Source organism: Thermomonospora catenispora, assembly GCF_006363815.1.
In the GTDB taxonomy this organism is placed as follows: Bacteria; Actinomycetota; Actinomycetes; order Streptosporangiales; family Streptosporangiaceae; genus Thermomonospora; species Thermomonospora catenispora.
Genome location: NZ_RRYT01000015.1, coordinates 71,700 through 91,553, shown reverse-complemented (window position 1 = coordinate 91,553; position 19,854 = coordinate 71,700). Strand labels below are relative to the sequence as shown.

Here is a 19,854-nt window from a genome sequence, read left to right as displayed (position 1 = left end):
GCCGGCCCACGTGTCTACACCCGGGTGACCTGGACCCGGGTGTCGTGGAAGACCGCGCCGCCGCCCATGTCGGAGTCGCGTTCGGCGACGAGGACGTTGGCGTTCGCGCCCCCGGACAGTTTGGGCCAGCGGCCCTTGACGGTGGCGACGACGCCGGGACGGACGTCGTCGCTGACCGCGGCGACGGCCTCGAAGGCGCCGCGGTCGTTGTGGACGCGGACCCGGTCGCCGTCGCCGATGCCGCGGGCCGCGGCGTCCGCGGGATGGAGGGTCACCCGGAACTCCCCCGCGCGGCGCCGCAGTTCGGGATTGTTGCCGAACGCGGTGTTGAGGGAATGGTGGGAGGCCGCCGCGATGAGCGCCAGCGGATAGCGGGCGGCGCGCTCGGGGTCGGCGACCTCGGCGGCGGGCACATAGCCGGCGACCGGGTCGTGGCCCGCCGCCGCGGCCCGCTCGGAGACGAACTCCAGACGGCCGGACGGGGTGGGGAAACCGTCGGCGAACGGCACGAACGGGTCGGGGAGCGGCAGCCGGGCGAAGCCCTCCTTGCGGAGCAGGTCCACGGTGACGCCGGTCGTGCGCAGCGCCTGCTCGGCCAGCTCCTCGTCGGTGTCGTACAGGCTCGGCTCCCGCAGGCCCATCCGGCGGGCCAGGCGGCGGAACGTCTCGGTGGTGGGCAGGCACTCGCCCGGCGGCTCCACGGCGGGCTCGTTCCACACCAGGTACAGGTGGCCGTAGCCGTTGTGCAGGTCGAGGTGCTCGTGCTGCATCGTGGCGGGCAGCACGATGTCGGCGTAGTCGGCGGTGTCGGTGGGGAACTGCTCCAGCACCACCGTGAACAGGTCCTCGCGGGCCAGGCCGCGCCGGATCTTCGACTGGTGCGGGGCGCTGGCGACCGGGTTGGCGGCGATCACGAACAACGCCTTCACCGGCGGATCGTCGACCTCCAGCAGGCCCTCGCCCAGCCGGGTCATCGACAGGCTGCGGGTCCGCCGGGGCGCCAGGTCCTCGCGGAACAGGGCGGCGGTGTCGATGGGGAAGTGCGCATCGGTCGAGTACGACAGGCCGCCGCCCGGCAGCGCCCAGTCGCCGGTCACCCCCGGCAGGCAGGCCAGCGTCCGCAGCGTCGCGCCGCCGCCGGCGTGCCGCTGCAGGCCCATGGTGGCGCGGATGGCGGTGGGCCGGGTCCGGCCGATCCGCTCCCCGAGAGCGACGATGTCGGCCTCGGGGACCCCGGTGATCTCCGCCGCCCGCGCCGGCGGGAACTCGGCGATGCGCGCGCGGAAGCGCTCCCAGCCCAGCGTGTGCGCCGCCAGATAGTCGCGATCCTCCAGGCCGAGCCCGACGATGACGTTCATCAGCCCCAGCGCCAGCGCCGCGTCGGTGCCGGGCAGCGGCGCCAGATGCTCGTCGGCCTGCCTGGCGGTGCGGGTGCGGACCGGGTCGATCGCCACCACGTGCGCGCCGTCGCGCCGGGCGTCCTGGATCGGCTTCCACAGGTGGTGGCCGCTGGTCAGGGGGTTGGTGCCCCACAGGATGATCAGCTTGGCCAGGGCGAAGGTCTCCGGGTCGATCCCGGCGGAGGTGCCGGTCGTGTACTCCAGACCGCGCGACCCGGCGATCGAGCAGATCGACATGTGGTGCCGGGAGGCGCCCAGCACGTTGAAGAACCGCTGTCCCCCCAGGCCGTTGCAGCCCTGGATCCAGCCGAGGGTGCCGGTGCCCCAGTACGGCCAGATCGCCTCGCCGCCGTGCTCGTCGATGATCGACCGCAGCCGGTCGGCGATCTCCTCCAGCGCCTCGTCCCAGGTGATCCGCTCGAAGCGGCCCTCGCCCTTGCGGCCCACCCGGCGCAGCGGATGCAGGATCCGGTCGGGGGCGGCGGCGCGCTCCAGCCAGCGGTTCACCTTGGTGCACAGCGCGCCCCGGGTGAACGGGTGGTCCCGATTGCCGCGCAGCCGCACCGCCCGCCCGTCGGAGACGGTGACCTCCCATGAGCAGGTGTCGGGGCAGTCCAGCGGGCACGCCCCCAGCACTTTCAGTTCCGCAGCCACGAGACGGACCTTACCCGGGGTGCGAGTCGCGCGGGCGGCGGCGAACTGGTTTGCTAGGGGCGGATCGAACGACCGGTAGGGAGCCTGAGCAGGTGAAGAGCGTCGAACCCGAGGTGTTCCTCATCGCGCGACCCGAACTCGACTACGACGAGATCGCGCGGTATCTGCGGGACGTGGGCGGCGAGCGCTGGCTGGAGCGGCTGGACCGCGGCGAGCTCGACGCCGAGCTGAACGATCCGCAGAACCTCGCCGAGTTCGCCGGCCGGCTGTGCTACCGCTCCTGGGAGCCGGGCCTGAACCCCAACGTCACCCGGGTCCGCACCGACCAGACCCAGTACCTGCAGAACATCCTGCGCAGCATGCACGGGTCGGTGCTCGAGCACGTCAGCTTCAGCTTCGTGCTGCACAACGTCAGCCGGGTCGCCACCCATGAGCTGGTGCGGCACCGTCCCGGCGTGGCCATCTCCCAGGAGTCGCTGCGCTTCGTCCGCCTGCGGGACATCCCGTTCTGGTTCCCCGAGTGGGCCCGCCGGGACGCCGAGCTGATGAAGCGGGCCACCGCCCTCCTGGAGCAGATGGAGGAGTTCCAGGCTTGGATGGCCGACCATTTCGGCCTGGACGAGGAGGGCGTGCCGTTCAAGGAGAAGAAGCACAAGACCTCCTTCATGCGCCGGTTCGCCCCCGAGGGCGTGGCCACCGGGCTGGTGTGGACGGCCAACGTGCGGACCCTGCGGCACACCATCGAGGCCCGCACCGCCGAGGGGGCCGAGGAGGAGATCCGGCTGATCTTCGGCAAGATCGGCGAGCTGATGCGGCGGGAGGCGCCCGCCCTCTTCGGCGACTACACCGTCGAGGACGGCGCCTGGATCCCGCAGTGGCGCAAGGTCTGAACGCCGTCGGCGGGCCGGGCGGTCCGCGGTGCGACCGCCCGGCCCGTGAGTTCATGTCACCTCGCGGCGCACCACCCGCAGATGACCCAGCAGCAGCGGCGCCCCAAGCCACACCGCCTGGGAGACGGCCAGCCGCGCCCACGCCTCGCCGGTGAGCCGCGCGCCGGGGTCCATGAAGGGCTCGCCGGTCCGGCCGGTGTCCAGCCATCCGGCGACGTCGTTCAGGGCCGAGACGGTCTCCCCCAGGATCCCCCAGACGATCGGCAGCGCGAACAGCAGCACGATCGCCAGCGGCGGGCTTGGGAACAGCATGCCGAACGCCACCCCGCCGAGCGTGCCCAGCAGCATCAGCAGCAGCGCGGAGGCCGCCAGCCGCGGCGGCAGGCCCCAGCCCGCGTCGGTGCGGTCCAGCGCCTCCGCCAGCGCCCGGCCCGCCCAGGCGAGCGCGGAGGACACCGCCCAGAACACCGCCGTCAGCACCGAGGCGGCCGCCAGCTTGGCGGCGACCACCCGTTCCCGCCGGGGCACGAGGGTGAACGTGCTCAGCGCGGTGCGCTGCGACCACTCGGAGGCGACCGACAGCACCCCCACGACGGGCAGCAGGATGAACGCCCCCGACGTGGCGGCCCCGAACAGCTCCTCCATGGTCAGCTCGGCCCGGGGCACGGCGAACAGCACCACGCCGACCAGAGCGGCCCCGATCAGCACGACGGACGCCAGCAGCCAGCGTCCGGCCCGGGTGTCGGTCATCTTGCGCAGCTCCACCGCCGTGAGCGCGAGCAGGGACGGGGCGGCGGGACGGTCCACGGCGACGGCGGTCATGAGGCGTCCTCCTCGCGCTCCTCGGGCCTCTCGCGCTCCGGCCCCCCGGGGTCCTTGGAGGGGGCGGTCAGCGACAGGAACAGCTCCTCCAGACCGCCGTCGCCGGCGGGCCGCAGCTCCCGCAGGGCGACGCCGGCCTCGGCGGCGGCCCGTCCGACCTTCTCGGCGTCGGCCCGCACCCGGAAGCCGTCCCGGCCGGCGCGCCGGGCCGGCAGGCCCGCCGCGGCCAGCGCGGCCCTCAGCGCGTCCGGCTCCGGTGCGCGCACCAGCGTCTCCGCACGCGCCGCCAGCAGATCGTCCTTGGCGCCCTGGGCGACGACCCGGCCCCGGGCGATGACCACGAACCGGTCGGCGACCGCCTCCACCTCCCGCAGCAGGTGAGAAGACAGCAGCACGGTGCCGCCCCGGTCGGCGAAGTCCCGCAGCAGCGTCCGCATCCAGTGGATCCCTTCCGGGTCCAGCCCGTTGGCGGGCTCGTCCAGGATCAGCACGCGCGGGTCGCCGAGCAGGGCCTGGGCGATGCCCAGCCGCTGCCGCATGCCCAGCGAGTAGCCGCCGACCCGCCGCCGGCCGGCGTTCTCCGGCAGGCCGACCCTCCGCAGCATCTCCTCGGCCCGCCCCGCGTCCACCCCCAGCAGCCGCGCCGCCAGCCGCAGCGTCTCCCGGCCGGTGCGTCCGGGATGCTGCGCGGAGGCGTCCAGCATCACCCCCACGTGCCGGCCCGGGTTGGCGATCCGCCGGTAGGGGACGCCCAGCACCCGGGCGGCGCCCGAGGTGGGCGGGGTGAGCCCGCAGATCATCCGCAAGGTGGTGGACTTGCCGGCCCCGTTGGGGCCGAGGAATCCGGTGACGGTGCCCGGCTCGCAGCGGAACGACACGTCCGCGACGGCCGCGACCTCCCCGTAGCGTTTGGTGAGCGCATCGACCTCGATCATGGAGCCCAGCGTGCGGGCGCCGGCCCGGCCGCCGCGTCGGCCACCGGTCGATCACCGCGCGACCGAGGTCTACGCCGCGATCGTCCTCGGTCGCCGGCCGCCGCGCCCCGGCCCGAGATCGGGACGCGCCGCCCGCGCGCACCGACCGCAGGGCGCGGGAGAGAGATCACTCCTCCAGCGCCGCGTCGTGCACCAGCAGCGCGATCTGCACCCGGTTGTTGAGCTCCAGCTTGGTCAGCAGCCGCGACACGTACGCCTTCACGGTCGCCACGCTCATCGACAGCTCGCGTCCGATCTCGCTGTTGGCCAGGCCCTCGCCGACCAGCCGCGCCACCGCCAGCTCGTTCGGGCTGAGCCGTTCCAGCGCGCGGCGGGCCCGCTCCCGCCGCGGATCGGCGGCCGCGTTCGACAGATCGCCCACATACGACATCAGCCGGCGCAGCACCGACGGCGAGACGATGGGCTCCCCGGCGGCGGCCCGGCGGATCGCGTCCACGAACTGCTCGGGCGGGGTGTGCTTGAGCAGGAACCCGCACGCCCCGGCGCGCATCGCCCGGAGGATGTGCTCGTCGGTGTCGAAGGTGGTCATCACCACGACCTCGGGCGGGTCCCGCCGCGCCCTGAGCCGTTCGGTGGCGGCCAGGCCGTCCATCCGCGGCATCCGGATGTCCATCAGCACCACGTCGGGCCGGTGCTCGTTGACCGCTCCGAACACCTCGGTCCCGTCGGCGACCTCACCGACGACCTCCAGGTCCTCGACCCCGGCCAGCATCATCGACAGGCCCAGCCGGACCAGGGCGTCGTCGTCGACGATCAGAATCCGTGCGGGTGTGCTCACTGTGGCAACGGTAGCCAGGCGTACAAGCGGAAATCCCCCTCGGGGGTGGGGCCGTGCTCCAACCGCCCGCCGACGATGTCGACCCGTTCCCGCAGCCCGATCAGCCCGGCCCCGGCGCCGGGCAGGGCCGCCGGGGCGCCGCCGGCCGGCAGCGGGTTGGCGACCTCGATGGTCAGCCCGTCTCCGGGGATCTCCGTCACCGTGACGCGGACGGGCGCGCCGGGTGCGTGCTTGCGGGCGTTGGTCAGCGCCTCTTGAACGATCCGATAGGCGTGCCGGCCGATCCGGGCGGGGATCGACGGCGGATCGGGCACCCGCTCCTCCAGCGTGACGCGGGTCCCCGCCTGTCGGGACTGCTCGATGAGGTCGGGCAGGTCGGTCAGGGTGGGCTGGGGGCGCTCACCGCCGTGCGCGGGATCGTCGCGGAGCATCCCGATCACCTCCCGCAGGTCCTCCAGCGCGTCGTGGGCGCATTGCCGGATCGCCCGGGCCAGGCGCATCTCCTCCTCGGGCAGGTTGCCGCGGTACTCCAGCGCCCCGGCGTGCAGAGCCAGCAGCGAGATCCGGTGGGCCAGCACGTCGTGCATCTCCCGGGCCAGCCGCTCCCGCTCGTGGTGGCGGGCCTCCTCGATGCGCAGCCGCTGCCGCTCCTCGGCCTGGCGGGCCCGCTCCTGCGCGGCCAGCAGCAGCTGCCGCTGCGAGCGGACCAGCAGCCCGACCGTGACCAGCGTGGTGTGCAGCAGGGCGATCGTGACCAGGCCCTCCCAGTAGTCGCGGCCGCTCTCGCCCGCCAGCGTCCAGATCACGGCGATCAGCAGCAGGTGGACGGAGGCGACCGTGATGCTGACCCGCCAGGACCGGCGGACGGCCAGGTTGAGCACGGCCGCGGCGGAGAACCCCACTCCGCCCGCCGCCACGATGCTCCCCGCCTGGCACGTCACCGCCAGGGCGACGGGCGCCCGTCGCCGCAGCGTCGGCGTCAGCGCCGCCAGCAGGGCGCAGACGGCCGTCTCGAACCACAGCGGCGGCGCGTCCTGCCGGACCGAGGGATCGGTGCGGGTGACGACGATGAAGAATCCGGCCACCGCCGTTCCGAAGGCCACCAGCGCCAGGTCACGGGTCCACTCCCGTAGCGATCGTCGTGGCACCCGTCCACGGTACGGCCGACCGCCGGACCGCGGCAGCGTCCACCGGTCGAGGCGGGCGTCGACTTTCGTCTACCGCGCGGCGGGCGGGGCGGCGCCGGGAACGGTCTAGGCGCGGTCGGCGGCGCGATCGGGCGTCGTTCCCAGCACGGCGCTGATGGTCGAGGAGAACGTTCGCCATTCGCTGCGTTCATCGGCCAGCGCCCGTCTGCCCGCCGCGGTCAGCCGGTAGGTCCGGCGCTGCCGCCCGCCCGTCGCGCTCCATGTGCTGTGCAGATAGCCGAGCCGCTCCAGACGGCGCAGCGCGGGGTAGAGAGTGCCGGTCGGCAGATCGATGGCGCCCGAGCTGAGCTTCGCGAGCTCCTCCATGATCGCGTATCCGTGCAGCGGCCTGTCCTCGAGCACCGCCAGGATCAGGGCGTCGATATGCCCGCGCAGCGAGTCCGGCCTCATGTCGACAGTCTATAGGAGAAACGCGAAGAATTCGTCGCCCTCGGCCCGGGAGAAAAATGGATCGTTGCGCATCGCGATAACGCCATGACAATTGAGTGACCTGGGACGACTCCATTGTCATGGACGTTCGCCAATGCCGGGGGAAAGGGGTGCTGGAGCGGATGGCGGACGCCGTCCCGGCAGGGCTTCGGCGGAAGTGAACGCCTTCGATTTTCAGCTGTGGCGTCGGTTTCTCATGCGACGTCGGCGCCGAGGCGGATGCGGCGGCCGGCCACGGACTTCGCGTCGGGCCCGGCGGCGGCCCCGTCGGCCGGATCGGGGCGGTGCGCCGTCGGTCTTCGCGGCGCCGCGGGCGCTCGGGGCGTTCGGCGCCGCGCCATCCGTCTCGTCTGCGCGCTCGAGGTCGTCGTGCGCCCAGCGGCGGCGGTCCCGGTCCGGCCGTCCCGATCCGGAGCGCGGATCTGGTCGTCGAGGACGGGACGGCCGGGGTGCGACGCCTCTCCTCCCGCAGGAAACCAGAAATCTACACTGTAAAGACAGTGGGCGGATTCAATCCGTCCCGGTGCCGGGTTAGCATCGCCCCGCACGATCGAGCGCAGGAGGGCCCATGGCGGACGGCGGGTTCACGGAGATCACCTCGGAGGCGGAGCTGCGGGCCCTGCTCGGGCCGCCGGTGCCCCGGGCGGCCGCCAAGGAGCGCGCCCGACTGCACGAGATGGACCGCAGATGGCTGGCGGCCTCCCCGTTCTGCCTGGTCGCGACCTCCGGCGCCGACGGCACCTGCGACGTGTCGCCCAAGGGCGACCCGCCCGGGTTCGTCCACGTCATCGACGACACCACGATCGCCATCCCCGAACGGCCGGGGAACCGCCGCGCCGACGGCTTCCGCAACGTGCTGACCAACCCGCACGTGGGGCTGATCTTCCTGGTGCCCGGCCGGGGGGAGACGCTGCGCATCAACGGCCGGGCCCGGTTGCTGCGGGACGCTCCGTTCTTCGACGACATGATCGTCAAAGGACATCGGCCCGCGCTGGCCCTCCTGGTGGAGATCGAGCAGATCTTCTTCCACTGCGCCAAGGCGTTCCTGCGCTCGTCGCTGTGGGAGCCGGCCACCTGGAACCCGACGGCCCTGCCCTCGACGGCGCAGATCGTCAAGAGCGTCCAGCGGGTCGAGGAGACGCTGGAGGAGCTGGAGCGCCACTACGGGGAGCAGTACTCCGAAGGGCTGTACGCCCAGCGGTGACCTCGGGCCTCATCGGATGCCTCCTTCACCGCCCGAAGGCGGGGGAGGAGGTCAACGGGGCGTCAGCACCGCCTGGGTCTGGGTGACCTGGGCGACGCGGCGGTCCCGGTCGTCGTACAGGTCGGTCTGCACGACGATGGAGGTGCGGCCGACGTGCAGCGGTCGGGCCACGGCGCGGACCGTTCCCTCGCGTACGCCGCGGAAGAAGTTCGTCTTGGACTCCAGCGTGGTGGTCGACGCCTCCGGCGGCAGGTTGAGGAACGCGCACACCGCGCCGAGGCTGTCGGCCAGCGCCATCAGCGCACCGCCGTGCATCGCCCCGCCGGCGGTGCAGCGTTCCGGCGCCCACTCCAGGCGGCCGGTCACCTCCCCGGGCGCGGCGGCGTCGATCCGCACCCCCACCGCGGCGGCGAACGGCATGGCCTCCAGCAGCTCTTCGGTCGTCATGGCGGCTCCCTGAGGAATCGCGGCGGACGCGGTCGCCACCACCCTCGTCCCCGTCGCCGCGCCGCGGCCATTACTCGATGGGTAATCGTCGTCATGAACAGGGGGCCGATAACGTCGGACCGTGACGACGATGATCTCGCTGGGAGACGTGCGGCCGGTCGGTGAGCAGCTGCGGGCCTGGCGGCGGCATCGACGGCTGAGCCAGCTGGAGCTGTCACTGGCGGTCGGGGTGTCGACCCGGCACCTGAGCTTCGTGGAGACCGGACGGTCGACGCCCAGCCGGGAGCTGTTGCTGCGGCTGGCCGAGCATCTGGACGTCCCGCTGCGCGACCGCAACCTGCTGCTGATCGCGGCCGGCTACGCACCGGTGTACACCCACACGCCGATCGAGGAACCGCGGATGGAGACGGTGCGGGCCGCGTTGCGCAAGATCCTCACCGGACACGAGCCCTACCCGGCGGTCGTGGTGGACCGTCTGTGGAACCTGATCGACGCCAACGCCGCCGCCGCGCTCTTCATGGAGGGGGCCGCGCCGCATCTGCTGGAGCCGCCGGTGAACGTGCTGCGGCTGAGCATGCATCCGGAGGGGATGGCCCGCACCGTCCTCAACCTGGGGGAGTGGCGCGCCCACATGGTCGACCGGCTCCGCCGGCACGTCGCGCTGACCGCCGACGAGTCACTGGCCCGGTTGTATCGGGAGCTGCGCGACTATCCGGTCCCCGACGACGCCGGGACGTTCCCGATGCCGACCGGCGGGGAGGTCCTGGTGCCGTTGCGGATCCGCGTCGGCGATCGGGAGCTGTCGTTCTTCAGCACCATCGCCACGTTCGGCTCCCCGCTCGACATCACGCTGGCGGAGCTGGCCATCGAGTCGTTCTATCCGGCCGACGAGACCACCGCGGCGTTCTTGCACGAACGCGCCCGGCGATGAGGACCCGCCGGAATCGGCGTCTGACGCGCGTGATAGACACCTTGGGCGATCGGGGGCGGACGGTCTGAGGAGCGCGCGGTGAAGATCACGGGGACGGTTCAGCATCAGGCGTGGCAGGACAAGGTGCTTCCGCCGGTGGAGCAGGTCCGGCCGGGATTGTGGTCGTTCCCGGTTCCGCTGCCCGACAACCCGCTGCGGTACGTGCTGGTGTACGGGCTGGAGCTGCCGGACGGGGGCATCGCCCTGGTGGACGCAGGCTGGGACACGCCCGAGGCGTGGGAGGCGCTGTGCGCCGGGCTGGCCGTCGCCGGCCGCGAGATCACCGACGTGCGGGCGGTGCTGGTCACCCATCTGCACCCCGACCACTACGGGCTGGCCGGGCGGATCCGTGAGGCCTCGGGGGCCTGGGTGGCGATGCACCCGGCCGACGCCGGGCTGCTGCGCGCCCGTTACACCGACTTCGACGGCCTGATCACGGCGATCCGCGAGCAGATGATCGTGCACGGGGTTCCCGAGGAGGAGGCCGGGGCGCTGGCCGAGGCGTCCCGCACGATTCTGCCGTTGGTCCGGCACACCGACCCGGAGCTTGTGCTGGAGGACGGCGAGCAGGTGCCGATCCCCGGGTGGCGGCTGCGGACGGTGTGGACGCCGGGACACTCGCCGGGGCACGTGTGCTTCCTGGACCCCGACCGGCGGCTGCTGCTGTCCGGCGACCATGTGCTGCCGCGGATCACGCCGGCGATCTCCGTCCATCCGCAGCAGCGGCACAACCCGCTGGCCGACTTCTTCGACTCTCTGGACAAGGTGCGCGGGCTGGACGTGGAGGAGGTGCTGCCGGCCCACGAGTACCGGTTCACCGGGCTGGCCGATCGGGTCGCCGCGTTGGCCGCCCACCACACCGCCCGGCTCGACGAGATCGCCCTCCTGGTCATCTCCTTCGGCGAGGGCGGGGCCACCGCATGGGAGCTGGCGCGCCGGCTGACCTGGTCGCGGCCGTGGGAGGAGATCCGGCCGTTCATGCGGCGCACCGCCCTGCTGGAGACGCTGGCCCACCTGGTGATGCTGGCGGCCCAGCAGCGGGTGCGGATGCTGGACGGCCCGCCGGTGCGCTGGCGCGCTATGACCGACTGAGCCCGGCCGCTCCGACCGGGGCGGGCTCGACGACCGCGGGATCGGGGTCCAGGTCGGATCCGTCGTGCTCGATCCGCTCCGGCGGCGCCCCCAGCTCCCGCAGCGCCCGCACGGTCCGGGACACCATCGCGGGAGGGCCGCTCACATAGGCGTGCCCGTCGGCCACGGGCAGGTCCTCCAGCCGCCGCAGCGCGTCCGGGACGGCGCCGCGCAGGCCCTCGAAGCCGGGGTCGTCGGAGACCACGGGGATCACCCGCAGCGCCGGGCAGGCGGACTCCATGGCCCGCAGCGCGGGCAGGTCGTACAGGTCGGTCACGGTGCGGACGCCCCACACCAGGTCGATCCGGCGGCCCGGGCTCGCGGCGAGGGACTGCTCGGCGAGCGCCTTGAGCGGGGCCAGCCCGGTCCCGCCGGCGACCAGCAGCAGGTCCCGGTCCCCGGCGCGGTCCAAGGTCATCTCGCCCTGCGCCGGACCGAGCATCACGGTGTCGCCCACGGCGGTGTGCCGGACCAGCGTTCCGCTGATCCAGCCGGCGGGGACGGCCCGCACGTGCAGGGTGAGGACGCCGTCGGGGCGGGGCGCGTTGGCCACCGAGTAGGGCCGCCACACCCGCGGCCAGCGGGACGTCTGGACCGTGACGTGCTGTCCGGCGGCGTAGGGCAGCGGCTGGCCGGGCCGCACCGTCAGCACCGCGATGTCGTGCCGGCGGCGTTCGTGGCCGATCACCTCGCCGAGCCACCACGGGGGCGTGCGCGCCGCGTCGGCCTCGGCGGCCTCGGTCATCGTGCGCACGGCGGCGGCGAACACCGAGGTCCAGGCCGCCTCCACCCGCGGGGTCCAGGCGTCGGCGGCGAACCGGCGCAGCGTCGCCACCAGCGCGGCGCCCACCGCCGGGTAGTGCTCCCGGCCCAGACCCATCTTGCGATGCTCGCGGCCGAGCCGGCGCAGCCGGTCCTCGAAGACGGCGGGATCCTCCAGGCTCCACACCAGGCGGGTCAGCACCCGCAACGCCCGGTCGCGCTGGGCGTCCAGCGCCGGGGGGAACAATGCGCGCAGTCGCGGCTGCTCGGCGAACAGCCGGCCGTAGAAATACGCGACCGCCCGATCGGCGTTCGGTTCCAGCAAGGCGAAAGTCTCTTTGACGATTCGGGCATCAGGCGACATGGGTTCTACTCGCCCTCTGGGGTGATTCAGGGGACTGCGAAGGCGCGGCGGGAATGCGGCGGACATGATCGCTACCAGCGGCATGTCCGGCTTGCTGAGAGTCTCGCATCGCTTTCGGAAGGGCTCAACCGGTTCCGCCGATGAATGGCATATTCGGTCGGCGTGGAATGCCGTGTCGATGGCGTCTGACGCATCCGATTCGGTACGCGGTGTTCGAATATCGAACATTCCTCCGGAGGCTTCCGGTCACCGCCGGTGAGCGATGCTCGACCGGATCGCCTGGTCGGGCACGGTCGGTGACGGGAGGCCCGTCAAGCAGTGGAAAGATCTTCTCCCGGGGAGTGAATTTCCCCACCGGGAGGCGCCGGGTGCGGAACGGTGATCGGTACGACGGGTGGCGGGTATCCATATTCCGAACCGGCCGGTCCGAAAACCCCGGCGGCCCGGTTCTCGGGAGGGGAGCAGCGCATGACCGACGGCCAGACCGGCGCGCCGCGCGGCGCACCGCCGATCATCGGGGTGACCGCCTATGAGGATCCCGCCCGCTGGGGCGTGTGGATCCGCGAGGCGACGCTGCTCCCGGCGTCCTATCCGCGGGCGATCGAACGGGCCGGCGGCGTGCCGGTGCTGATCCCTCCGACGGACGCGCTCGACGGCCTGCCCGCTCTGATGCGACGGCTGGACGGCGTCGTGCTCGCCGGCGGCCCCGACGTGGACCCCGCGCTGTACGGGGCCCGGCGGCACCCGGAGACCGGCCCGCCGCATCCCCGGCGCGACCGCTTCGAGCTGGCCCTGGTCCGCGCCGTGCTGGAGGCCGGTCTGCCGTTCCTGGCCGTCTGCCGGGGCATGCAGCTGCTCAACGTGGCCCTCGGCGGCACCCTTCTGCAGCATCTGCCGGAGGTCGTCGGGCACGAGGAGCACCTGCCGGCGCCCGGGCGGATCGGCCGCCACCGGGTGCGCATCGCCCCCGAATGCCTGCTCGGCGCGATGCTCGGCGACCAGGTCGAGGTGCCCACCTACCACCACCAGGCGGTCGACCGGCTCGGCGCCGGACTGGTCCCGGTGGCCTGGACCGACGACCGGGTGGTGGAGGCGGTGGAGCTGTCGGGGCACCGGTTTGGGCTGGGCGTGCAGTGGCATCCAGAAGACGGCGACGACCTGCGCCTGTTCGCCGGGCTCGTCGCCGAGGCCGGCGGCGGATGACCGTCCCGCCCGCGCATTCGGCTCGTCCGTGCACCCGACGCCCTGGAGGTCTCGTGCCCTCGCAGCCGCAGATCCAGCGGTTCCGCGAACTGCTCGCCCTGTGCGCGGAGCTGACCGGGAACGCGTCCTCGATCGAGGAGCTGCGACGTGCCCGGCGGCGCCTCCCGCCTCCGGAGCGTCCGCCGTATCCGCCGCTGGCCGAGGTGCGGGACCTGACGGCGGCCGGTCCCGCCGGGCCGGTCCCGGTGCGGCTGTACCGGCCCCGCCCCCGTTCCGCCGGCCCGCTGCCCGCCCTGGTGTACCTGCACGGCGGCGGCTTCGTGCTCGGCGACATCGACGATGTGGACGGGGTGTGCCGGGACCTGTCGGCCCGCGCGGACTGCGCGGTGGTGAGCGTGGGCTACCGGCTGGCCCCTGAGCATCCGTTCCCGGCCGCCGTCGAGGACGCGTGGGCCGTGCTGGCCGATGTGGCCGCGCGTCCCGAGCGGTACGGCGCCGACCCGGCGCGGCTGGCGGTCGCGGGGGAGAGCGCGGGCGGCAACCTGGCCGCCGTGGTCGCCCGGCAGGCCCGCGACGAGGATCTGCCGCTGGTCCATCAGCTGCTGGTCTATCCCGTCACCGACACGGCGATGGACACCCCCAGCTGGGCCGAGTACGGCGCCGGCCTGGGCCTGGACGCCGCGGTGATGGCCTCCTGCCTGGAGATGTACCGGGGCGGCGCGGATCCCGCCTCCCCCCGCCTGGCCCCCCTGCGCGCCGCCGACCTGTCCGGGCTGGCGCCGGCCACCGTGATCACCGCCGAGTGCGACATCCTGCGCGACGAGGGCGAGGCCTACGCCCGGCGGATGGCCGAGGCCGGGGTGCCGGTGGAGCTGCGCCGCTACCCCGGCACGATCCACTCGTTCTTCCTGCTCCCGGAGATCTTCCCCGAGGGGGCGCACGCCCGCGCCCTGGCCGCGGCCCGGCTGCGCGCGGCGTTCACCGCCGACCGGGCCGGCCGGTCAGCCGAACCGGCGCCGTAGCAGGTCCAGCGCCGACCCCAGCACCGCCTGGTCGAACGTGGCGGTCATCGCGCGCTCGTCGGCGGCGTCGGCGGTGAACTCGGCCCGCCATTCCACGAACGCCTGCCCGGTGTCGGTCACCGGCGCCACCCGGATCGTGGTGCGGCAGTCGCGGACCGGCAGCGGGCAGTCGATGATGTCGAACGAGCAGCACCGGGCGGCGTCGTCCAGCCGGGTCAGCCGCTCCCGGAACACCCTGTCGCCGACCCCGATCAGCCGCCGCACCGCGCCCACCCGGTCCGGCGGACCGCCGTCCTCGATCGCGCAGGTCTCGATGCCCGGCCGCCACCGGGACAGGTTGCCCGGATCGCGGACGTACGCCCAGACCTCCTCGGCGCTGGCGTTGATCACGGCGCTGGCGTACGACTCCGGCATGTGCGCCTCCCGGAACGACAGGGGGTGTCGGGGGACGTCGACGCCCCCCATGATCGTCCCCGGATGTGACGCGGGCAACACCCGATTTCAGTAGGACTTGGGCAATCCCAGCTCGTGCTGGGCGATGTGGGCGAGCACCAGCTCCTCGGCGACCGGGATGTTCTTGGCGATCCGCGCGTCGCGGAAGAAGCGCGCCACCGGGTACTCCAGCGAGTAGGCCATCCCGCCGTGGACCTGGAACGCCCGGTCCGCCGCCTGCCAGGCCGCGTCGGCCGCGGTCAGCTTGGCGATGTTGGCCTCCGCGCCGCACGGACGCCGCCGATCCCACAGCCAGGCGGCCTTGTAGGTCATCAGCCGGGCCAGCTCCAGCTGGGCCTTGATCCGCGCCAGCGGGAACGCCACCGCCTGGTTGGCCCCGATGGGCTTGCCGAACGGGGCGCGCTCCCGGGCGTAGTCGCAGGCGGTCTTGAGCACCAGCTCGCCGGAGCCGACCCCGCCGGCGGCGGCCAGGATCCGCTCGGGGTTCAGGATGTCCCACAGCACCGTGAAGCCCTGGTCCACCTCGCCGAGCACCCGGTCGACCGGCACCCGCACACCGTCCAGGAACACCATGCTGGAGGCGACGATGTTGGTGCCGAGCTTGGGGATCGGCCGGTAGGTCAGGGTCCCCTCAGCCAGCGCCTCCTTGACGTCCACCAGCAGCACGGTGAACCCGTTGACCCGGGGGCCGGCCTCGGCGGCCGGGATGGTGCGGGTCACCAGCACCATGAAGTCGGCCCGCTCGACCCCGGAGATCCAGATCTTCTGTCCGTGCACCACGAAGTGGTCGCCGTCGCGGACCGCCCGGGTGACGATGTCGATGGCGTTGCTGCCGGCGTCCGGCTCGGTGATGGCGAAGCAGGTGTTCAGCGCGCCGGCGGCGATCTTCGGCAGGAACTCGGCCCGCTGCCTCTCGGTGCCGTGCCGGGCGATGGTCAGCCCGCCGAACGCCGGGGTCAGCAGGTACAGGAACGAGGCGGCCCCGCCCGCGCCGCCGGCCGCCAGGCTCTCCAGCGCCACCGCCAGCTCCAGCAGCCCCTGTCCGCCGCCGCCGTACTCCTCGGGGATCGCCAGCGCCGTCCAACCGCCCTTGACCAGGTCCTGCCAGACCTCCTCGGGCCAGCGCTTCTCGGCGTCGCACCGGTCCCAGTAGGCCTGGTCGTACCGCTCGGCGACCGCCCGCACCCCGTCGCGCACCGCGATCGCGCTCTCCGGAAGGTCGAAGTCCACTGCGCGCCTCCTCAGCTCGTGCCGCGAGGACACCGTATCAAGCGCAGTAAGGAGTTACTGACACACCTTCGCGGGGGCCCGGCTACTCCGGACAGGGCTCGCCCACGTACCGGGCCACCAGCCGGGCGATCTGCCGGGCCACGCGGTCGGGCGGGTCGCCCGGCAGCAGCATGTGGCTCATGGTCAGCCGGATCGCCGCATCCGCCGCCTCGGTCAGCGCCGTGCGATCCAGATGCGGCCAACGGCGCAGCACGTGCTCGATCAGGCGCGCCTTGGCGCCGAACAGCACCGGCTCGGCCTGCGTGGTCAGCAGCGGCAGCAGCTCCTCGCCGCCGGTGCCGGTCAGCACCGCCTTCTTGACCGGGTCATCGGCCGAGGTGTGCAGCGTGAACGACACCGCCGCGGCCACCGCCGAGTACAGGTCGGTGTGCCGGGCCAGCACCTGGTCGATCCCGTCCAGATAGGCCTCGTTGTCCCGGATCACCAGGGCCTGCGCCAGCCGCCACTTGTCGCCGAACTCGTTGTAGACGGTCTGCCGGCTGACTCCCACCGCGTTCGCGACGTCCTGCATCCGGACGCCCCGGTAGCCGCGCACGGTGAGCAGCTCGGCGAAGGCGTCCAGCAGCTGGTCGCGCAGGGATCGACCGGTGCTCATCACAGCCTCGCCTTCATCTCCGACACCCGAGGCCTCACCTTATGCGCCCGGACGGCCGGGCGGACGCGCCGGGCCGGACCGCGGATCGGCGTGTGATCACGAAACGATTTCGTGGGAATCATGCATCTTGTGGGCAGATCGGTCATTACATAAGTTCACCGCGGATAGGGCGCCCTTCCGGAAAATTCAGTGCAGGTCACCGTGGCGGTCCCCGACCGGGACCGTCCGGGTGACCTGCCCGGCATCCAGGAGGCGCCATGCCCGAGCTCAGACGACGTCAACTGCTCGCCGGAGCCGCGGCCTTCGCGGGATTCGCCACCGTCGGGCTCAGTCCCGGCGCGGCCGCCGCCGCGACCAGACAGCGCCCTGGAGCGAGCCGGCCGCCCTCCCTCACGGCGGGGGACCGGGCCGTGGTCGCCCGGGTCGACGCCCGCCGCGCACTGCGGCACCTCAAGGTGCTCAGCGACGAGATCGGCTGGCGCATCTCCGGCACCTCCGGCGAGCATCGCGCCGCCCGCTACATCGCCGGCGTGCTGCGCGACCTCGGCTACTCGGTGACGCTGCAGCCGTTCCCGGTGGCCGACAAGTACCTCGCCGAGATGCGGGCCCCGGGCGTGCACTGGCAGTGCAGCGCCGCTCCCCGCGGCGCGGTCGGCTCCGCCCGCGGCCGCATCGTCGATCTGGGCGCCGCCACCGAGGTGACCGAGGACGTCACCGGCGGGCTGGTGCTGTTCACCCGGGTCGCCGGCCAGGAGACGGCGCAGGCCAAGGCCGCCGCCGCCAAGGGCGCGGCCGCGGTGCTCATCGCCAACGTGCCCTCCGACGGTTTCCCCGAGCGCAAGGCCGCCGCGTTCACCCCCTCGCTCGCCGAGGACGTGCCGATCCCGGTGCTGGGCGTGGCCCAGTACCACGGCGAGCAGATCCGCGCGAAGGTGTCCCGGCTGGAGCTGACCGTCACCCACCACAGCGGGCTGACCTCCTACAACGTGCTGGCCGAGCGGCGCGCCACGCTGCCCAACCCCGAGCGCAGGAAGGTGATCGTCAGCGCCCACTACGACAGCGTCCCCGGCTCTCCGGGCGCCAACGACGACGGCAGCGGCACCGTGCTGTGCCTGGAACTGGCCCGGGCGCTGCGTCGCCTGCCCACCCAGCAGGACATCACGATCGCGCTGTGGGGCTCGGAGGAGTACGGCCTGATCGGAGCCCGCCACTACGTGTCCCGGCTCACCGACGAGGAGGTCGCCCGGATCAGCGGCTGCTTCCAGAACGACATGGTCGCCACCAGCCACCCGCCGGCGGGCACCTACTGGCTGCTGTCGGTGGACGGCGCCGACAACACCACCACGGCCGCGGTCGCCGCCGCGGCCGAACGGCTCGGCTACACCGGCCAGGTCAAGGGCCCCACCGCCCGCGGCTCCAGCGACCATGAGGCGTTCTTCGAGCGCGGCATCGACGCCGGCAACTTCAGCTGGCGGGGCGAGGAGGCGCCCAGCCAGCTGGAGCCGATCTATCACACGCCGGAGGACACCGTCGCCGAGAACATCAGCCTCCAGCGGCTGCAGGTGTCGCTGGAGCTGATCGGCTGCGCCGTCTACGACGTGGCGCGCCGCTGACCCCGGCGCCAGGACGCCGCCCTGCCGTCCGCGGGGCGGCGTCCGGTGCGCCGCGGCGCGGTGACCTCCTCGATCAGCTCCTCCCAGCGCGCCCCGATCACGGGCAGCGCGTACGCCTCCGCCGCACGGCGGGCCTGCTCGCCGAGCCGGTGCCGCAGCTCCTCGTCGGCGATGATCCGGCGCAGCGTCGCCGCCAGCGCGTCGACGTCCTTGGGCGGGACCAGCAGCCCGTTCACCTCGTGGGCGATCAGCTCGGCCGGGCCGGTCGGGCAGTCGAACGCCACCGTCGGGAGTCCCTTGCTCATCGCCTCCAGGATCACCATCGGCATCCCCTCGAACCGCGAGCTGAGCACGCACACCGACGCCTTGGCCAGCTCGACCCCCAGGTCGGTGGACCGCCCCATGAGCCGGACGTGCTCGTGCAGATCGTGCTCGTCGATGAGCGCCTTGATCTGCTCGTGCCTGGGGCCCGACCCGAAGATGCGCAGCTCCCAGTCCGGATGGTGCGGGGCGACCTGCGCGTACGCCCGCACGAGCATGTCATAGCCCTTCTGCCAGGTCAGCCGCCCGGCCGTGATGATCACTTTGCGGTCCAGGTCGGCGGGACCGCCGTTCAGCTCGGGGACGGCGTTGGGCACCTGCACGATCCGCGGACGCTCCCCGCCCAGCAGCTCCGCGAACGCCTCCAGCGACGCCCGGGTCAGCACCGTGAGCAGGTCCAGCCGCGGGTAGGAGCGGGCGATCCCGGCCCGCAGCCAGGGCTTGTAGGCGGTCAGGTTCATGTGGTCCTGACCGATCTTGATCACCGAACGCGGCGCGACCTCGGCGATGAGCATGTTGTGCACCGGCTTGGTGCCGATCAGCACGTGCTCCCGGCCCGACCACAGCGTCCGCGCCAGGCACAGGTCGGTCCACAGCGACACGCTCGGAGCGGTCACGTCGCGGCGCGGGGTCAGCACGCTGGGGAACCGTGACAGCAGCCGGGCCGCCGGGCCCCGCCGCACCGTCCGGTCGTCGGCGGTGATCACCGTGACCCCCGGCGGGAACGCGAAGAAGGGCCGCTCCACGTTGCGGATCACGCTGACGATCTCCACGTCGTACCGGGCGGCCAGATGACCGGCCAGGTTCAGCGCGGTCCGGATCGTGCCGCCCATCCCGTAGGCGTTCTGCAGCAGGATGCGGATGCGCACCCGCTCCCCGTGCTCGCGTCGCCCCCGCAGCGCGAGCAGCCACCTCAGCAGCAGCAGGGCGGACCTGCGCCGCAATCGCTGCAGCCGTCCCGCCGTCCTGCGCGAGATCCCCCGTGCCTTGCGTCGCCACCCCGTCACCCGTTCTCCCTCGCCATAGGCGGGTACGTCCCCGTAGACCGCGATATCTCCGTTGTTTGTTGGCTTGACGCGCGAATGGGGCGCCGAGTTGTCCTGCTCGGCGGAAAAAGATCGGAACGTGCTCCGGGGTGACGCGGAATGGCGGGACGATCGGAGGGGGAGGGGGATTGTGCCGCAGCGTCGCGGTAACAGGGTTAATGGCGGATAACGTCTTATTTTTAATGTTCTGTCCTTTCTTGACGGGCGGGCGCGGTCCGATCGCCGCACAGCCCTCCAGCGGCGTCCGTCCCGCGGCG

At 73.0% G+C, this 19,854-nt stretch carries 19 protein-coding genes; 7 read left to right on the top strand and 12 right to left on the bottom strand.

What is annotated here, in order from left to right; genetic code table 11:
- Positions 1-14 precede the first annotated feature (14 nt).
- Positions 15-2,054 carry a molybdopterin-containing oxidoreductase family protein gene (locus EIO00_RS13800; RefSeq protein WP_140178928.1) on the bottom strand — a complete coding sequence of 680 codons (2,040 nt, stop codon included), beginning with the start codon at positions 2,052-2,054 and terminating at the stop codon, positions 15-17.
- 92 nt (positions 2,055-2,146) lie between these two features.
- Between EIO00_RS13800 and thyX the strand changes: the two genes are divergently transcribed.
- On the top strand, positions 2,147-2,944 hold the full coding sequence (gene thyX / locus EIO00_RS13795) for an FAD-dependent thymidylate synthase (RefSeq protein ID WP_140178926.1): 798 nt from the start codon (positions 2,147-2,149) through the stop codon (positions 2,942-2,944).
- 51 nt (positions 2,945-2,995) lie between these two features.
- Here thyX and EIO00_RS13790 read toward each other — a convergent pair whose 3' ends face one another.
- The 5 genes from EIO00_RS13790 to EIO00_RS13770 all read right to left on the bottom strand — a co-directional run bounded on the left by EIO00_RS13790 (position 2,996) and on the right by EIO00_RS13770 (position 7,137).
- Positions 2,996-3,766: an ABC transporter permease gene (locus tag EIO00_RS13790; RefSeq protein ID WP_140178924.1), complete on the bottom strand. Its 771-nt coding sequence runs from the start codon at positions 3,764-3,766 to the stop codon at positions 2,996-2,998.
- Positions 3,763-4,701 carry an ABC transporter ATP-binding protein gene (locus EIO00_RS13785; RefSeq protein ID WP_140178922.1) on the bottom strand — a complete coding sequence of 313 codons (939 nt, stop codon included), beginning with the start codon at positions 4,699-4,701 and terminating at the stop codon, positions 3,763-3,765. The genes EIO00_RS13790 and EIO00_RS13785 overlap by 4 nt, the downstream gene beginning before the upstream one ends.
- A gap of 166 nt (positions 4,702-4,867) precedes the next feature.
- Positions 4,868-5,539 (bottom strand): response regulator transcription factor, encoded by a 672-nt coding sequence (locus EIO00_RS13780; RefSeq protein WP_140178920.1) that lies wholly within the window; start codon positions 5,537-5,539, stop codon positions 4,868-4,870.
- On the bottom strand, positions 5,536-6,687 hold the full coding sequence (locus tag EIO00_RS13775; RefSeq protein ID WP_140178918.1) for a sensor histidine kinase: 1,152 nt from the start codon (positions 6,685-6,687) through the stop codon (positions 5,536-5,538). Before EIO00_RS13775 ends, EIO00_RS13780 begins: the two co-directional genes overlap by 4 nt.
- Positions 6,688-6,792: 105 nt before the next feature.
- The gene (locus EIO00_RS13770; protein ID WP_140178916.1) at positions 6,793-7,137 is read right to left on the bottom strand and encodes a PadR family transcriptional regulator; all 345 of its coding nucleotides are present in this window, start codon (positions 7,135-7,137) and stop codon (positions 6,793-6,795) included.
- 607 nt (positions 7,138-7,744) lie between these two features.
- Between EIO00_RS13770 and EIO00_RS13765 the strand changes: the two genes are divergently transcribed.
- Positions 7,745-8,380 (top strand): pyridoxamine 5'-phosphate oxidase family protein, encoded by a 636-nt coding sequence (locus EIO00_RS13765; RefSeq protein WP_140178914.1) that lies wholly within the window; start codon positions 7,745-7,747, stop codon positions 8,378-8,380.
- Positions 8,381-8,431: 51 nt separating this feature from the next.
- Here the strand turns inward: EIO00_RS13765 and EIO00_RS13760 are convergent, their stop codons facing one another.
- Positions 8,432-8,827 (bottom strand): PaaI family thioesterase, encoded by a 396-nt coding sequence (locus tag EIO00_RS13760; RefSeq protein ID WP_140178912.1) that lies wholly within the window; start codon positions 8,825-8,827, stop codon positions 8,432-8,434.
- A 130-nt stretch (positions 8,828-8,957) separates the two neighbouring features.
- Here EIO00_RS13760 and EIO00_RS13755 point away from each other — a divergent pair, with 130 nt between their 5' ends.
- Both EIO00_RS13755 and EIO00_RS13750 read left to right on the top strand, forming a co-directional pair.
- Positions 8,958-9,758: a helix-turn-helix domain-containing protein gene (locus EIO00_RS13755; RefSeq protein WP_140179012.1), complete on the top strand. Its 801-nt coding sequence runs from the start codon at positions 8,958-8,960 to the stop codon at positions 9,756-9,758.
- 78 nt (positions 9,759-9,836) lie between these two features.
- On the top strand, positions 9,837-10,889 hold the full coding sequence (locus EIO00_RS13750; protein ID WP_140178910.1) for an MBL fold metallo-hydrolase: 1,053 nt from the start codon (positions 9,837-9,839) through the stop codon (positions 10,887-10,889).
- Here the strand turns inward: EIO00_RS13750 and EIO00_RS13745 are convergent.
- Entirely contained in the window at positions 10,876-12,015 is a 1,140-nt protein-coding gene (locus EIO00_RS13745) for a globin domain-containing protein (protein WP_241661336.1), read from the bottom strand. The two genes, EIO00_RS13750 and EIO00_RS13745, sit on opposite strands and share 14 nt — an antisense overlap.
- Before the next feature lie 507 nt (positions 12,016-12,522).
- Between EIO00_RS13745 and EIO00_RS13740 the strand changes: the two genes are divergently transcribed.
- Both EIO00_RS13740 and EIO00_RS13735 read left to right on the top strand, forming a co-directional pair.
- Positions 12,523-13,257 carry a gamma-glutamyl-gamma-aminobutyrate hydrolase family protein gene (locus EIO00_RS13740; protein WP_140178906.1) on the top strand — a complete coding sequence of 245 codons (735 nt, stop codon included), beginning with the start codon at positions 12,523-12,525 and terminating at the stop codon, positions 13,255-13,257.
- A 53-nt stretch (positions 13,258-13,310) separates the two neighbouring features.
- Positions 13,311-14,279 (top strand): alpha/beta hydrolase, encoded by a 969-nt coding sequence (locus EIO00_RS13735; RefSeq protein WP_241661335.1) that lies wholly within the window; start codon positions 13,311-13,313, stop codon positions 14,277-14,279.
- Here EIO00_RS13735 and EIO00_RS13730 read toward each other — a convergent pair.
- From EIO00_RS13730 to EIO00_RS13720, 3 genes are all read right to left on the bottom strand, one after another.
- Entirely contained in the window at positions 14,259-14,744 is a 486-nt protein-coding gene (locus tag EIO00_RS13730) for an SRPBCC family protein (protein ID WP_241661334.1), read from the bottom strand. The genes EIO00_RS13735 and EIO00_RS13730 overlap by 21 nt on opposite strands.
- 36 nt (positions 14,745-14,780) lie before the next feature.
- A complete protein-coding gene (locus EIO00_RS13725; RefSeq protein ID WP_140178902.1) occupies positions 14,781-15,962 on the bottom strand; it encodes an acyl-CoA dehydrogenase family protein in 1,182 nt (393 codons plus the stop codon).
- 82 nt (positions 15,963-16,044) lie between these two features.
- The gene (locus tag EIO00_RS13720; protein WP_140178900.1) at positions 16,045-16,617 is read right to left on the bottom strand and encodes a TetR/AcrR family transcriptional regulator; all 573 of its coding nucleotides are present in this window, start codon (positions 16,615-16,617) and stop codon (positions 16,045-16,047) included.
- A gap of 257 nt (positions 16,618-16,874) precedes the next feature.
- Between EIO00_RS13720 and EIO00_RS13715 the strand changes: the two genes are divergently transcribed.
- The gene (locus EIO00_RS13715) at positions 16,875-18,230 is read left to right on the top strand and encodes a M20/M25/M40 family metallo-hydrolase (RefSeq protein ID WP_140178898.1); all 1,356 of its coding nucleotides are present in this window, start codon (positions 16,875-16,877) and stop codon (positions 18,228-18,230) included.
- Here the strand turns inward: EIO00_RS13715 and EIO00_RS13710 are convergent.
- A complete protein-coding gene (locus tag EIO00_RS13710; protein WP_241661333.1) occupies positions 18,209-19,558 on the bottom strand; it encodes a glycosyltransferase family 4 protein in 1,350 nt (449 codons plus the stop codon). The genes EIO00_RS13715 and EIO00_RS13710 overlap by 22 nt on opposite strands.
- Positions 19,559-19,854: the final 296 nt, after the last annotated feature.